This is a genomic window from Sedimentitalea arenosa, assembly GCF_016428585.1.
GTDB lineage: Bacteria > Pseudomonadota > Alphaproteobacteria > Rhodobacterales > Rhodobacteraceae > Sedimentitalea > Sedimentitalea arenosa.
In genome coordinates this window covers 111,775-126,557 of sequence record NZ_JAELVR010000012.1, presented here as the reverse complement: position 1 = coordinate 126,557, position 14,783 = coordinate 111,775, and the positions used below count along the sequence as shown (strand labels likewise).

12 protein-coding genes are annotated in these 14,783 nt (G+C 64.4%); 10 read left to right on the top strand and 2 right to left on the bottom strand.

The window, feature by feature from the left end; all coding sequences use genetic code 11:
- Positions 1-23: 23 nt before the first annotated feature.
- Complete coding sequence (locus JF290_RS17100) at positions 24-1,217, bottom strand: DegT/DnrJ/EryC1/StrS family aminotransferase (protein WP_199026110.1); 1,194 nt, start codon at positions 1,215-1,217, stop codon at positions 24-26.
- Positions 1,218-1,336: 119 nt separating this feature from the next.
- Here JF290_RS17100 and JF290_RS17095 point away from each other — a divergent pair, with 119 nt between their 5' ends.
- Positions 1,337-2,671, top strand: coding sequence for an MmgE/PrpD family protein (locus JF290_RS17095; RefSeq protein WP_199026109.1), 1,335 nt, complete (start codon positions 1,337-1,339; stop codon positions 2,669-2,671).
- Here the strand turns inward: JF290_RS17095 and JF290_RS17090 are convergent.
- A complete protein-coding gene (locus tag JF290_RS17090; protein ID WP_199026108.1) occupies positions 2,626-3,288 on the bottom strand; it encodes an HAD-IA family hydrolase in 663 nt (220 codons plus the stop codon). The genes JF290_RS17095 and JF290_RS17090 overlap by 46 nt on opposite strands.
- Positions 3,289-3,417: 129 nt before the next feature.
- On the opposite strand from JF290_RS17090, the gene glmU reads away from it, so the two are divergent.
- From glmU to JF290_RS17045, 9 genes are all read left to right on the top strand, one after another.
- On the top strand, positions 3,418-4,773 hold the full coding sequence (gene glmU, locus JF290_RS17085; RefSeq protein WP_199026107.1) for a bifunctional UDP-N-acetylglucosamine diphosphorylase/glucosamine-1-phosphate N-acetyltransferase GlmU: 1,356 nt from the start codon (positions 3,418-3,420) through the stop codon (positions 4,771-4,773).
- Entirely contained in the window at positions 4,773-6,596 is a 1,824-nt protein-coding gene (gene glmS, locus JF290_RS17080; RefSeq protein WP_199026106.1) for a glutamine--fructose-6-phosphate transaminase (isomerizing), read from the top strand. Before glmU ends, glmS begins: the two co-directional genes overlap by 1 nt.
- 91 nt (positions 6,597-6,687) lie before the next feature.
- On the top strand, positions 6,688-7,392 hold the full coding sequence (locus JF290_RS17075) for a DNA alkylation repair protein (protein ID WP_199026105.1): 705 nt from the start codon (positions 6,688-6,690) through the stop codon (positions 7,390-7,392).
- A 39-nt stretch (positions 7,393-7,431) separates the two neighbouring features.
- A complete protein-coding gene (gene moaA, locus JF290_RS17070) occupies positions 7,432-8,439 on the top strand; it encodes a GTP 3',8-cyclase MoaA (RefSeq protein ID WP_199026104.1) in 1,008 nt (335 codons plus the stop codon).
- Positions 8,439-9,746: a 3-deoxy-D-manno-octulosonic acid transferase gene (locus JF290_RS17065; protein WP_199026103.1), complete on the top strand. Its 1,308-nt coding sequence runs from the start codon at positions 8,439-8,441 to the stop codon at positions 9,744-9,746. Before moaA ends, JF290_RS17065 begins: the two co-directional genes overlap by 1 nt.
- On the top strand, positions 9,739-10,794 hold the full coding sequence (locus JF290_RS17060; protein WP_199026102.1) for a glycosyltransferase family 4 protein: 1,056 nt from the start codon (positions 9,739-9,741) through the stop codon (positions 10,792-10,794). Before JF290_RS17065 ends, JF290_RS17060 begins: the two co-directional genes overlap by 8 nt.
- 222 nt (positions 10,795-11,016) lie before the next feature.
- Entirely contained in the window at positions 11,017-11,334 is a 318-nt protein-coding gene (locus tag JF290_RS17055) for an ArsR/SmtB family transcription factor (protein ID WP_199026101.1), read from the top strand.
- Between the two features lie 55 nt (positions 11,335-11,389).
- Positions 11,390-12,442 carry a permease gene (locus JF290_RS17050; RefSeq protein ID WP_199026100.1) on the top strand — a complete coding sequence of 351 codons (1,053 nt, stop codon included), beginning with the start codon at positions 11,390-11,392 and terminating at the stop codon, positions 12,440-12,442.
- Positions 12,443-12,713: 271 nt separating this feature from the next.
- Positions 12,714-14,714 (top strand): copper amine oxidase, encoded by a 2,001-nt coding sequence (locus tag JF290_RS17045; protein WP_199026099.1) that lies wholly within the window; start codon positions 12,714-12,716, stop codon positions 14,712-14,714.
- Positions 14,715-14,783 lie beyond the last annotated feature (69 nt).

The window sequence follows — 14,783 nt, the reverse complement described above, 5'->3', positions numbered from 1 at the left end:
CCCGCCAGGGGCGCGCCTTTGAGTCACGCGGTCTGAAACACGGCGCTGACTTCGGCCCGGATGATCCGCGCGATCAGCGCGCAATCCTCGAGCGTGAATGTCAGCGGCACCCTCATGTCCAGCAGCCCGGCGAGAACCCGGTCGCTCTCGGGCATGGCCACAGCTTGGGCATAGCGCCAGCTGTCATAGCGCGACGTGAACCCGACAGGTTCGGCGGCTCCGAACCATTTCAGTTCGACGCCCCGCGCGGCGCAGCGCTCGACGACCTGCCGAACCTCCGGTCCGGTCCAGTCGGGCAGAAGCGCCTGGAAGGAGGAGCCGACATAGTGTTCCGCCGCCGGACGGGCAATAAGACGCAGACCGGGCGTATCGCGCAGACCGTCTTCCAGTACGCGATAGCGCGCGTTCCACCGGCGCACCTGCTCGGGCAATGCGGCCAGTTGCGGGCGCAGGATCGCCGCGCGCAGGTTGTCCATCCTTCCCGAGATGTTGGGCGTGTCGTATTTGATGCGTTCGAAAGCCTCGGGGCCCGGCGCCGCCCTGTGCCGGTCATACAGCATGTAAGATCCCGACAGCAGGATCGCACGCGCCGCCAGCTCCTCGTCGTCGGTGACCAACAAGCCGCCCTCGCCGGAATTGACATGCTTGTAGGTCTGGCAGGAATAGCAGCCGATGAGTCCGTGGCGCCCCGAAGGCACGCCATTCCAGCGCGCACCCATCGTGTGGGCGCAATCCTCGATCACCCGCACACCGGCGTCGTCGCAGATCGCCAACAGCCGATCCATGTCGCAGATATGCCCGCGCATGTGGCTGAGCAGCAGCACTTCAGCCTCGCCCACCTTGGCCTGCAGATCGTCGAGATCGATGGTCAGGTCCGCGGTCACACCGACGAAGACGGGCTGCGCCCCGACCGAGGCGATCGCCCCCGGCACCGGGGCAAGCGTGAAGGCGTTGGACAGGACGCGGTCGCCGGGCTTGATGCCGGTCGCCCGCAGCGCGGTCGCCATCGCGTAGCCGCCCGAGGCGACGGCGAGGCAATACCGCGCCCCGGTGAGGGCAGCGAACTCCTGCTCCAGCAGCGCGGTTTCACCGATCTCACCGGGCGCCAAGTTGTATCGGTGCAGGCGCCCGTGACGCAGAACCGCCATGGCCGCTTCGATCCCCGCTTCTGGGATCGGCTCCTGCTGCGTGAAACTTCCAGTGAAACGTTCGCTCATGCAGATGTTCTGGGGCGGGACTGCCATCCGGTCAAGCGTGATTCACCCTGCTTCGCCAGCCCCGCGGCGTGTCGCGAACGGAGCAGACAGGCGATGCGGACGCCCTAGCCTGCGCGGTCATGGATCCGATCGAATTCATCCACGGCCTGACTTGGGGCGGCTTGCCCGCCTCCGTGCAAGAGCGCGTCGAACTTTGCCTTCTGGACCTGATCGGCGTCGCAGCCGGCGGGCATGGCACACGGTTGTCGCGAATCATCCGCGCCCACGCGGCCGAAACCTTCGGCGGCATCGCACCGCTCCTTTTCGATGCACGTACCGCCAGCCCGGCCGGAGTGGCGCTCGCCACCGGCATGACCATCGACGCGCTTGACGGCCATGACGGATTCAACCCGGCCAAGGGGCATGTGGGCTGTCCGCTGTTTCCGGCGGCGCTGGCGCTCGCCCACGCGCGGGGCGCCAGCGCCGCGGATTTCCTCGCAAGCATCGCCATGGGGTATGAATTCGGCAGCCGCGCTGCAATGGCGCAGCACGCGACCGTGCCCGACTATCACACATCCGGAAGCTGGGGCGCGGTCACGGCCGCTGCAGCCGGTGCGCGGCTGTGCGGCCTGGACCGCTCCCAAACCCGCCATGCGCTGGGAATCGCCGAGTATCACGGGCCACGCAGCCAGATGATGCGCTGCATCGACCACCCGACCATGCTCAAGGACGGGTCCGGCTGGGGCGCAATGACCGGAGTCAGCGCGGTCGAACTGGCCGCCAAAGACTTCACCGGGGCGCCTGCCATCACTGTCGAGGAAGCGCCGGAACACTGGAGCGACCTCGGCACCCGTTGGATGATCCTCGAGCAGTACTTCAAACCCTACCCGGTTTGTCGCTGGGCCCAAGCCCCGATCGAAGGCGTTCTGGCACTGAAGCGGGCACATGGATTGACCGCCGACGACGTTGCGCAGATCGAGGTGACAACGTTCCACGAGGCGGTGCGTCTCGCCACCTCGCGGCCGAGAACAACCGAGGAAGCCCAATATTCCACCTCGTACCCCTGTGCCGTCGCGCTGGTGCGCGGGGATGTCACGCCCGCGGATATCGCGAACGCGGCGCTGCACGATCCGGACATCCTGCGTCTGTCCGAAAGCCTGCTGATGCGCGAGGACGACACGGCCAACGCCGCCTTCCCCACCGAGCGGCTGGCGCAAGTTTCGCTGGTCCTGCGGGACGGAACACGGCTTGATGGTGACTGGCTTTCGCCCCGATGGGATCACCGCGCCCCGCCGAGCCCGGCGGAGCTGCGCTCCAAGTTCCACGCACTCGCCGACCCGATTCTGGGGCCCGTGCGATCTGACGCCATTGAAGCCGCCCTGCACGATCTCGCCGACGGGTCGCTTTCCGTCCTCACCGATCTGCTGTTTCAGCCGATCAGGTCGGACACGATTGCTGGCAGATCCGAGAACTGATGCAGCAGGGCCTCGGGCTGCAGCGCGGCCATGTCGGCGCCGGACGGCCCGAAGGTGACGAGCACCGAAGGCACGCCAGCAGCGCGCGCCGTATTGCGGTCGGTGTCCGAGTCCCCGATCAACACGCAGCGCGCCGGATCGCCGCCCGCGCGCCGGGCCGCCTCGCGAAGCGGTTCCGGATCCGGCTTGCGCACCGGCAAGGTATCGGCCCCCACCATCGAATCAAACCTGTCCAGGATGCCGAGCCGGGTCAGCAACAGGTCTGCAAGGGCTGCAGGCTTGTTGGTGCATATGCCGACGCCATAGCCGTCCGCCTTGAGCGCGTCGACAGCTTCCATCGCGCCGGGGTACAGGAACGTGTGCGTATCGATCGCCTCTGAATAGGCGTCCAACAGCACCGGATAATAGCGCTCGATCAGGGCCGGATCAAAGGCGCCGAGCCGTTCGAGCCCGCGCGTCAACATCATCTTGCCGCCGCGCAGGGCGATCCCGGCATCTGTCCCCGGCACCAGAACGTCGCCCTGCCCCATCTGGCGGAAACAGGCATTGGCCGCCGCGATCAGGTCGCCGGACGTGTCCGCCAAAGTTCCATCGAGGTCGAATATCACCGTCCGCATCGCGCCTCCCGGTCCGGCGGCACTCCGCCTGTGGTGTTGCAGCCCGCAACCTGTTTTGATCGCACCACCCATTGCTAAGTGGTACTCAGCGGATAAAACGGGCCGACCGAAAACACAAAGAGAATTCATATGAGTATCGCACTGATCATCCTGGCCGCCGGCAAGGGCACACGGATGGAGTCCGATCTGCCCAAGGTGCTGCACCCGATCGCGCAGGTGCCGATGCTGCTGCATGCGATGCGCGCGGGCGCCTCGCTGGACCCCGACCGCGTGGTGATCGTGGCGGGCCTTGGGGCCGAGGCGGTGACGAAAGTGGTGCTCGAGGAAAACGATGACGCTCAGATCGTCATCCAGGAGGAGCAGCTGGGTACGGCCCATGCCGTCGATCAGGCGCGAAACGCGCTTGAGGGGTTTTCGGGCGACGTGGTGGTGCTTTATGGTGATACGCCCTTCCTGCAGTCCGAAACGCTCGAGCGGATGGTGGCCGCGCGGGCGAGCCACGACCTTGTGGTTCTGGGGTTCGAAGCCTGCGATCCGGGCCGCTATGGACGTCTGGTGGTGAACCAAGATGGGTTGAGCCGGATCGTGGAATTCAAGGACGCGACCGAAGCCGAACGCGCGATCACGCTCTGCAACAGCGGTTTGGTCGCCTGCGCCGCATCGACCCTGTTCGAGCTGATCTCGGATGTGCGCGACGACAACGCGGCGGGCGAATACTACCTGACCGACATCGTCGCCCTCGCCCGGACCCGAGGCCTCTCGGCAACAGTCGTCACATGCGACGAGCGCGAGACGATGGGTGTCAATTCGCGTGCCGAACTGGCCGAGGCCGACGCGGTGTTCCAGCAGCGCGCCCGGGCCGATCTGCTGGAATCCGGCGTGACGCTGATGGCACCCGAGACCGTTTTTCTTGCGCAGGACACCGTGATCGGCCGCGACGCGGTGATCGAACCCAACGTGGTCTTCGGACCCGAGGTCACGGTGGAAAGCGGCGCCACGATCCGCGCGTTCTCGCACCTCGAAGGCTGCCATGTCAGCCGCGGCGCAGTCGTCGGACCCTACGCAAGGCTGCGCCCAGGGGCGGAACTCGCCGAAGGCGCGCGGATCGGCAATTTCGTCGAGATCAAGAATGCGCAGATCGACGAGGGCGCGAAGGTCAACCACTTGAGCTATATCGGCGATGCGACCGTCGGCGCGGGCGCCAATATCGGCGCGGGTACAATCACCTGCAATTATGACGGCGTGATGAAACACCGCAGCAAGATCGGCGCGGGGGCCTTCATCGGCTCGAACACCATGCTGGTCGCGCCGGTTACGGTGGGCGATCACGCGATGACCGCCACCGGATCAGTCATCACCCGCGACGTCGAACCCGAGGCGCTCGCCATGGCGCGGGTGAAACAGGAGAACAAGCCCGGGCGGGCGCGCAAGCTGTTCGACATGCTGCGCGCCAAGAAGGCCCGTCTGAACAAGGAACGCTCGTAATGTGTGGTATCGTTGGTGTGCTCGGCAGCCATGAGGCCGCCCCGACCCTGGTCGAGGCGTTGAAGCGCCTGGAATATCGCGGCTATGACAGTGCCGGCATCGCCACGGTCAACGGCGGCGTGCTGGATCGACGTCGCGCGGTCGGCAAACTGGTCAACCTGTCGGACCTGCTGGTGCACCAACCTCTGGCGGGCAAGGCCGGGATCGGCCACACCCGCTGGGCGACCCATGGCGCGCCGACCGTCAACAACGCGCACCCGCATCGGGCCGGGCGCGTTGCGGTGGTGCACAACGGTATCATCGAGAACTATCGCGAGCTGCGCGCCGAACTGGCCGAGCGGGGCGTGCAGTTCACGACTGACACTGACACCGAAACCGTCGCCCTGATGACCGAAGCCCTGCTGCAGGACGGCGCGGATCCGGTCTCCGCCGCCACCGCGACGCTCGACCGCCTGGACGGCGCGTTTGCGCTGGCCTTCCTGTTCGAGGGCGAAGACGACCTGATCTTCGCTGCGCGCAAGGGCTCGCCGCTGGCGATCGGCCATGGCGACGGCGAAATGTATGTCGGAAGCGATGCGATCGCGCTGGCCCCCCTGACCGACCGGATCACCTATCTGGAAGAAGGCGATCGCGCCGTGGTGACAAGATCCGGCGTGACCATCCGCGACGCACAGGGCGCGCTGGCCAATCGCGCGCTCAAGGTCATCCGGATCGACAGCGCTCGGGTGGACAAGGCCGGGCACAAGCATTTCATGGCCAAGGAGATCGCCGAACAGCCCGAGGTGATCGGCGAAGCGATACGTCACTACCTGCCGAGCGGCGAGGATCGCGTGATCCTGCCGGGCGACGGGATCGATTTCACCTCGGTCCAGCGGCTGACCATGGTGGCCTGCGGCACTGCCTACTACGCCTGCCTGACAGCGAAATACTGGTTCGAGCAACTGGCCCGACTGCCCGTCGAAGTCGATGTCGCCAGCGAGTTCCGCTATCGCGAGCCGCCGGTGCCCGACGGGACGCTGGCGCTGTTCGTCAGCCAGTCGGGCGAGACGGCGGACACACTGGCGGCCTTGCGCTACTGCGCCGGAAAGGCCGATAGCATCGTCTCGGTGGTCAACGTACCGGAAAGCTCGATTGCGCGGGAGAGTGACCTCGCGCTGCCGATCCATGCCGGCATCGAAATCGGCGTCGCCTCGACCAAGGCCTTCACCTGTCAATTGACGGTGCTGCTCATGCTGGCGCTGAAAGCCGCCGCCGATCGCGGCACGCTCGGTCCAGAAGCACTGGCCGATCATGTGGCTGCTTTGCGTGGCTTACCGGCCATCATCAATTTGGCACTGGACCAGAACGAGGCCATCCGCACCGCCGCGCAACGGCTGAGCGAAGCACGCGACGTGCTCTTCCTTGGGCGTGGGCTGATGTATCCGCTCGCGCTGGAAGGCGCGTTGAAACTGAAAGAAATCAGTTATATACACGCAGAAGCTTATGCATCAGGCGAGCTGAAACACGGCCCCATTGCGTTGATCGACCAACACATGCCGGTGGTCGTGATGGCCCCGCGCGACGCGCTGTTCGACAAGACGGTGTCGAACATGCAGGAGGTGATGGCGCGGAAAGGCAAGGTCATGCTCGTCTCCGATGATCGCGGCATATCCGAGGCCAGCGACGGTGTCTGGGTCACGATCCGGATGCCCCATGTCCATACTTCGTTGTCGCCGATCCTCTACGCGGTTCCGGCGCAGCTTCTGGCCTATCACACGGCGGTCGCGAAAGGCACCGACGTGGATCAGCCGCGCAACCTGGCCAAGTCGGTAACGGTGGAGTGATGCCCGTGCGGGAGCATCACGGGGCTGACATGCGCCCCGATGCGCGCAAAGCACAGATGGCGGAGCGGCGTTCAATCGGTCGGTGCGTCGCATGATCGACAGCTATCTCGACCAGATCAAGGCGCAGGCCGATCCCGAGAGGGCGCGCGGCATGGCGGCCTATCACAAGTCGAAACGCGACTACCTGGGGGTTGCCAACCCGGTCCTGAACGCTCTGACCAAGACCTGGCGTAGTGAACTGGATGTCGCGCGCCGGGTCGAGCTTGCCGACGGGCTCTGGAAGACGGACATCTACGAGGCCCGACTGGCCGCCGCCAAGCTGTTGACGCAGGCCCGCATTCGTCCCGACGACGCTGTCTGGGCCCTGATCCAAAGCTGGGTTGCCGATTTCGACAGCTGGGCGATCGCGGATCATGCCTGCATGGCGGGTCAGAAACGGCTGGTCGCCGATCCCGGCCGGCTTGACGAGGTCGAGCTGTGGACCCGCTCGGATCACATGTGGACACGGCGGGCGGCACTGGTGATCACCCTGCCCTGGACCAAGCAGAACACCCCCAAGCCCGAAGACCTCGCCCGGCGGGACCGAATCCTCGGCTGGGCCGCCGGATATGTCGACGACCGGAACTGGTTCATCCAGAAAGCGGTGGCCTGGTGGCTGCGCGATCTGTCCAAGCACGACGCAGCGCGTGTGGTCGCGTTCCTAGACAGTCATGGTGCGGCGATGAAACCGTTCGCCCGCAAGGAAGCGGCGAAATACTTGGATAGCAAGCAGGGTTCGGTCAAAGGCGCCTCTTAGGCTCTTGCCGCCAACGGGACCGCGCTTTACCTATGGGGCATGACAGCTCCTCTGATCGATCCCTTTGCGCGCGCCATCACCTATCTCAGGGTGTCCGTGACCGACCGTTGCGATTTTCGCTGCGTTTATTGCATGTCCGAGAACATGACCTTCCTGCCGAAGAAGGAATTGCTGACGCTGGAAGAGCTTGACCGGATGTGTTCCACCTTCATCGACCTCGGTGTCGAGAAGCTGCGCATCACCGGCGGCGAACCCCTTGTGCGAAAGGGTATCATGACTTTCTTCCAGGCCATGAGCCGGCATCTAGAGAGGGGAGCGCTGAAGGAATTGACGCTGACGACCAACGGCAGTCAGTTGGAACGGTTTGCCGCCGATCTTCACGCTGCCGGGGTACGCCGGGTGAACATCTCTCTGGACACACTGGACGAGGCGAAATTCGCCGAGATCACCCGCTGGGGACGGCTGCCGCAGGTGCTGCGGGGCATCGATGCGGCGCAGAAGGCCGGACTCCGCGTCAAGATCAATGCGGTTGCCCTGAAAGGCTTCAACGAAGAGGAACTTCCGGCGATCACCGAATGGTGCGCAGCGCGGGACATGGACCTGACGTGGATCGAGGTCATGCCGATGGGTGATATCGGCAACGAGGACCGCCTGGGCCAGTACTGGTCGCTGAAGGATGTGCGCGCCGAATACGAACGCGCCTATACCGTGACCGATCTCGCCGAACGTTCGGGCGGACCTGCGCGGTATGTGCAGTTGCAGGAAACCGGCCAGAAAATCGGCTTCATAACTCCGCTGACACATAATTTCTGCGAAAGCTGCAATCGGGTGCGCTTGACCTGCACCGGAGAGCTTTTCATGTGCCTCGGGCAAGAGGACAACGCCGACCTGCGCGCGCCGCTGCGGGATCACCCGGACAGCGAAGAGCCGTTGCGCGACGCGATCCGCAACGCCATCGCGCACAAGCCCAAGGGCCATGACTTCGATTACTCGCGTCAGCGCACCGATGGACAGATGTCCCGCCACATGAGCCACACAGGCGGGTGATGCCCCCCACAAACGCCGGGCCGACTGCACTCTTCCGCCTCTATCGCGGCCTCACCTCGTTCGGATCACCACTGGCCTACTGGATCGTGTCTCGCAAGCTGCGCCGCCACGACGTGGCCGTACCGCGCATTCACGAACGGCTCGGCAATGCCAGCCTTCCGAGGCCGGTGGGACAGCTTGTCTGGTTTCACGCGGCAAGCGTCGGCGAGAGCCTGTCTGTCCTGACCTTGATCACCCGCATGGGCGAACGACTGCCGGATGCGGAGTTCCTGATCACGAGCGGAACCGCGACCTCGGCCGACCTGATCGCGCGCAGGCTGCCACCGCGCACTCGCCACCAGTTCGCGCCGATCGACGCCCATGGTCCCGTCTCCCGGTTTTTCGATCACTGGCGCCCGGATGCCGGGGTTTTCGTCGAAAGTGAATTATGGCCGCTGATGCTGGTCCAAGCGCGAGCCAGGGGTATTCCGCTGGCGCTTCTCAACGCGCGCCTGTCCGAAAAGTCGGTGGAGGCCTGGAAGAAGGCACCGGCGACCGCGCGGTTCGTGCTGGATCAGTTCGATCTGGTCCTGACCCAGAACCGGAAGACGGCGGATAACCTCGTCGCGATCGGGGCAGCTCCCGAGCGCGTTAAGGTCGGCACCAATCTCAAGGCCACGTCGGCCGCCCTACCTGTCGATGAGGCGACCCTGACCGAGCTGCAGGAGGCGCTGAACGGCCGCCCCGTCTGGGTTGCCAGTTCGACCCATCCGGGCGAGGAAGAAACCGTCCTGGCCGCGCATGCGCGGCTGATCGAGAAGCATCCGGCCCTGTGCCTCGTGCTGGTGCCCCGCCATCCGGAACGCGGCGACGAGGTGGAAGCCCTCATACGCGACCGGGATTTCAGCGTCGCGCGCCGCACGAGACGGGACCCGATTGACGCGCAGACACAGGTCTACCTCGCCGACACGCTGGGAGAGACGGGCACTTGGTATGCAATGACCCCGCTTGTCTTTCTCGGTGGATCGCTGTTGCCCATCGGGGGCCACAACCCGTTCGAGCCGGCCCAGGCCGGCGCAGCGGTCATCAGCGGACCGCATGTGACGAACTTTTCCGAGACCTTCGATCCTTTGGTGGCAGGGGGTGGCGTCGTTCTGGCAAGCGATGCCGATGGGCTCGCAACGGCGATCGACCACTGGCTGCAGGATGCCAATGCCCTGCAACAGGCACGCGCGGCAGCGAAGCGCTATGTCACGGAACAGCAAGGGCGTCTGGACTCAATCATCGGGGATCTGTGCGAAGTGTTGCGGCTGGGCGGCGATGCCTGACCTGTTCGTCACGAACATGAACCCCCGCTTCACAGGTGTGTCCGCCACGGCTGCCAACGTGATCCGGCAACAGATCGGATCCCACGACCTGCGCCTTGTCGGCCATCCCCTGCCAGGGTGCCCTGCCCCCATCGCTGTGAACGAGGCGCGACGCATGTCGCGGGACCCCGGACGCGCGCCGTGCGTCTTGTGGCATGTCCGCCGCAATCCCGAGATGCGCGTTGCAATCTGGACGCGCGACGTCCTGCGCCTGCCGGTCCGGATCGTTTTCACCTCGGCGGCGCAGCGTCGGCATTCGGCCTATCCCCGTTGGCTGATCAGCCGGATGGATGCCGTGATCGCCACCACGGACAAGGCGGCGGAGTACGTTCCGAACGTGCGCGCCGTGGTCCCGCACGGTGTCGATACGGACCTGTTCACCCCGGCCGAGGACCGAGCGGCGGCATGGGCTGCCTTGGGCTACGGTGGATCGATGGGCCTCGCGACGGTCGGACGAATCCGCCCCGAGAAGGGAACCGACCTCTTCGTCGAGGCGATGTTGCGGCTTCTTCCCGATCTGGAAGGTGCAACCGCGCTGATCCTTGGAAGGGCGGCGCGAGAGCATCAGAGTTTCTTGCGCGACTTGAAGGACAAGGTTGCTGCCGCGGGCATGGCGGGGCGGATCCTGTTCCCCGGGGAAGTCCCCGCGACGGAACTTCCAGCGATCATGCGAAGCCTCTCATTGATCATCCAACTGCCGCGCTACGAGGGCTACGGTATGGTGCCGCTCGAAGCGATGGCCAGCGCGGTGCCGTTCGTCGCCAGCGACGCAGGCTACTACCGATCCTTCAGCAAGGAGGGGCGCTGCGGAACAATCGTTCCACAAGGAACTCCACAGGACGTCGCGGGCGCAGCGCTTGGGATCCTGCGAAGTCCCGATCGGCATCTTGAGATGGCAAGGACGGCCCGCGAGACGGCAACCGCCTCTTTCAGCGCCAGAAGCGAGGCAGATGGCATCGAGGAAGTGTATCGCGCCGTGCTGAACGAGGCATCGGCGGGCAAGAGTTGACCTGAAGAGCTGAGCCGTTGATTGGAACAAGGCGCCTCTTTCTGGCAGCTAAATCGCGACGGAGCCCAGGTCAGCTTGTGGATCCCGGCAGTCCATTCGACCCGGCGACGATGCAGCATCACTCTGGCGTGAACACTTGGGCGTGCGGGCTTAACGCAAGAACGATTTTCATCCACCAAACCGAATCCTTTACAAAACTAGAATTGTAGTTATTTTTACAGCATGACCACGACCAGCCCCAAAGCCCGCGCCCTTGCCGCTCTTGGCCACGATGCCCGCCTCTCGATTTTTCGCCTGTTGGTGAAGGCCGGGAATGATGGGCTGCGGGTCGGCGATATTGGTGAGCACCTGGGATTGGCACCGTCGACTCTGGCGCATCATCTGTCGACGCTGGTCGATGCCGGGCTTGTCCTGCAACACAAACAGGGACGCGAAGTGTTCAATCGCGTCGATTTTCCCGCGATGCATGCGCTGGTTGGTTTCCTGACCTCCGAATGCTGCGTCGGCGTTTCGGTGCGCCCCTCGGAGGACGCTGCATGATCCGACGCCTCGATCTTTCTTTCCCTGAAAAAACTGCAATTCCGGAGATTTGGTTATGACTGAGACGACCCTCGCAACGCCCGGCCTCCGATCGACCCTGCGCCACTTGTGGGAGGATCAAAAGGTCTGGCTTGTCTCCGCCGCGATTCTTGCGGTGTTGGCGGTGTTCGACCCTGCGCAAGCCGCAGAGAGCGCCCGTTTCGCGGGCAAGGCGATGCTGAACACGGCGCCGTTCCTGATCTTGTCGATCGCCATTGCCGCCTGGGCCGGCGCGACGGGGGCCGACAACCTGATCGCCAAGGCCTTTACCGGTGCGCTGATCCTGATGATCGGGTTGGGCGCATTGGCAGGCGGCCTCTCGCCCTTCTGTTCCTGCGGAGTGATCCCGCTGATCGCGGCGCTGCTGGCAATGGGCGTGCCGTTGTCGGCGGTCATGGCTTTCTGGCTCGCCTCGCCGATCATGGACCCGTCGATGTTCGTGCTGACGACCGGTGTCCTGGATCTCGAATTCGCGGTCGCGAAGACGCTTGCCGCCATCGGGCTGGGGGTTTTTGGAGGCACGGTCGTGCACCTGATGATGAAGGGCGGAGCTTTCGCGGACCCATTGCGTGAAGGCATCGGCAACGGTGGCTGCGGCGGCGCCAAGATTCGCGCGCCGAAACCCGTCGCCTGGCGCTTCTGGGAAGAGCCCGAGCGCCGTGCGAAATTCGGCAAGACGGCCCTGACCACGACGTTGTTCCTCGCCAAATGGTTGACGCTGGCCTTCCTGCTCGAAAGCCTCATGCTGGCCTGGATTCCGGCAGAAACCGTCACCGCCGCCCTGGGTGGCGAGGGCCTGCTGCCCATCGCAACCGCCACGCTGGTCGGCGTGCCGGCCTACCTGAACGGCTATGCGGCGCTGCCCCTGGTGGGCGGACTGCTGGAGCAAGGCATGGCGCCGGGCGCCGGCATGGCCTTCCTCGTCGCCGGTGGCGTGACGTCGATACCGGCCGCGATGGCGGTCTGGGCGCTGGCCCGACCGCAGGTCTTCGCGCTCTACATCGGGCTGTCGCTGACCGGCGCCTTCGCATCGGGGCTGCTGTTCCAACTCTGGACCGCGATGGCTTGATCGAACAGCGGCGAGGCGCTCTGCCTCGCCGCGTCGATGACTTTCAAAGATCTTTGAACGAATTTCCGCGCGGCCTCGCGAATGGCCGCGCGCGAAGCATCGAAGGCGTTCCGTCCTTGGCGAACAGGGCTTCTCCGTGATCTAGTGACTCCCAACAGAGATCGTGCGCCGGCATACGCGGGGACACACGAAACCTGATCCGGCCCAATGGGACGAAGGCAACATCCCGGTAGGGATAGCCTGATTTACAGCAGGAGAGGAGTATCCAAGAATGAAGAAGCTACTCGCAACCACGGCCCTGTGCGCGACGATCCTGTCGTCGGCGCATGCACAGGAGCGGACACATCCGCTGGGCGGACTGACGTCCGATGAATATGCGACCATAAACCAGATCCTGCGCGACGCCGGTGTGGCCGATGACGACACACTCTTCCCCCTCATCGAGATGAAGGAGCCGCCAAAGTCCGACGTTCTTGCATGGAAAAACGGGGATGGTCCGCTCCCCGACCGCAGGGCGACGGTCTACATGACGGACGGCGCGGGCGGCTTTCGTGAAGTGGTGGTGAACGTCACGGGCCTTACGGTCGATTCCAACGAGGCCGCCGAAGGTCAACCGATGGTGATGTTCGCCGAGTTCATCGGCGCGCTCGAAGGTGCGCTGGGGGATCAGCGCATGATCGACGGGCTGGCCGCGCGGGGCCTGACGCCGGAGCAGGCGTTCTGCCTGCCCCTGACCGCGGGCAATTTCTTTGACGGGACCGCCGAACAAGGCCGTTTCATGAAGGTGCCCTGCTACGAAGTGCCGGAAGGGTCCAACTTCTACGCCAAGCCGATCGAGGGGCTGTTCGCCCTGTTCAACCTGACGACACGCGAAGTCGTGGACGTCGTGGATGAAGGCAACACGCCCGTTCCCACCGACCCGTGGGGGTATACCGAGGAAGAAGTTGCCGCGCGCGTCCCGCTCCGCCCGGCAAGCAACCCGGCGACGCTGAGCCAACCCGGCGGACCGAACTACGCGCTCGATGGCAGCCACCTCGAATGGGACATCTGGAAGCTGAACTTCCGGATCGACAAGCGCCCGGGGCTGGTTCTGTCCAATCTCGACGTCAAGGACGGTGAAAACTGGCGGTCGGTGATCTACCAGATGCACCTTTCGGAAGTCTTCGTTCCATACATGGATGCAACCGAAGGCTGGTACTGGCGCACCTACATGGACAGTGGGGAATACGGTTTCGGCCTGTTCCTGACCCCATTGCGCGCCGGCGTGGACTGCCCGGCCTACGCGACATTCCTGCCGGCCATGATCGCGGATGACGCGGGGATGCCGCTGGAAATCCCGGACGCGATCTGCATCTTCGAGCGCAACATCGGCGATCCTGCATGGCGGCATTTCGAGATCTTCGCGCAGACGCCGGACCAGTTCGTGCCGGCCGAAGGCCGGCCTGAAACCGAGCTTGTGATCCGCACCGCGTCGGAGGTCGGCAACTACGACTACCTGATCGACTACCGGCTGAAGCAGGACGGTCAGATCCTGATCAAGGTCGGCGCGACCGGCCTCGATGCCGTCAAAGGGGTCGCCGCGACGTCGATGAACGACCCGACCGCAGCAGAAGACACCAGGTACGGCACCCTCATCGCGCCGAACCTGGTGGCCGCCAACCACGACCACTATTTCAACTTCCGGATCGACTTCGACATCGATCAACCGGTCAACGGTATTGGCACGATGGAAATCGTGCCCGCCGAGGTGCCCGAAGGCAGTCCGCGCCGGTCGATGTGGACCTGGAAACACGTGATGCCCGACAGCGAGATGGACGCACGCTATCGCTTCAGCGCGATGAAGCCCAAGCACGTTCACATCTCGAACCCGTCACGCGAGGGCTATCTGGGCCATACGCCCGGCTGGATGATCCATCACGGCTCGATCGCCTACGGTCCCTACGACTTTGAAAATGATCCGCCGTTCAAGCGCAACGCCTATATCGAATATTCCTCCTGGACAACGGTCTACGATCCGGAACACAGATACGCGGGCGGCAAATACGCGATGCAGAGCGATGGGTCCGATACGCTGGCGGAATGGGTGAAGGAGGACAAGCCGCTGAAAGGGCAGGATATCGTATCCTGGTTCACCGCCGGCTTCCACCACATCCCGCGGATGGAAGACTGGCCGGTCATGTCGACGGAGTGGAAAACCGTTCACATCCAGCCGTTCAACTTCTTCGCGCACAACCCTGCGCTGACACTGCGCATCGACGATCAGCAGAAATAAGACCGTGACCGGCGAGAGAACCCCTTTCGCCGGACGAGCCTCCGGCCCCCAGAGTGTCTACTCACCGAT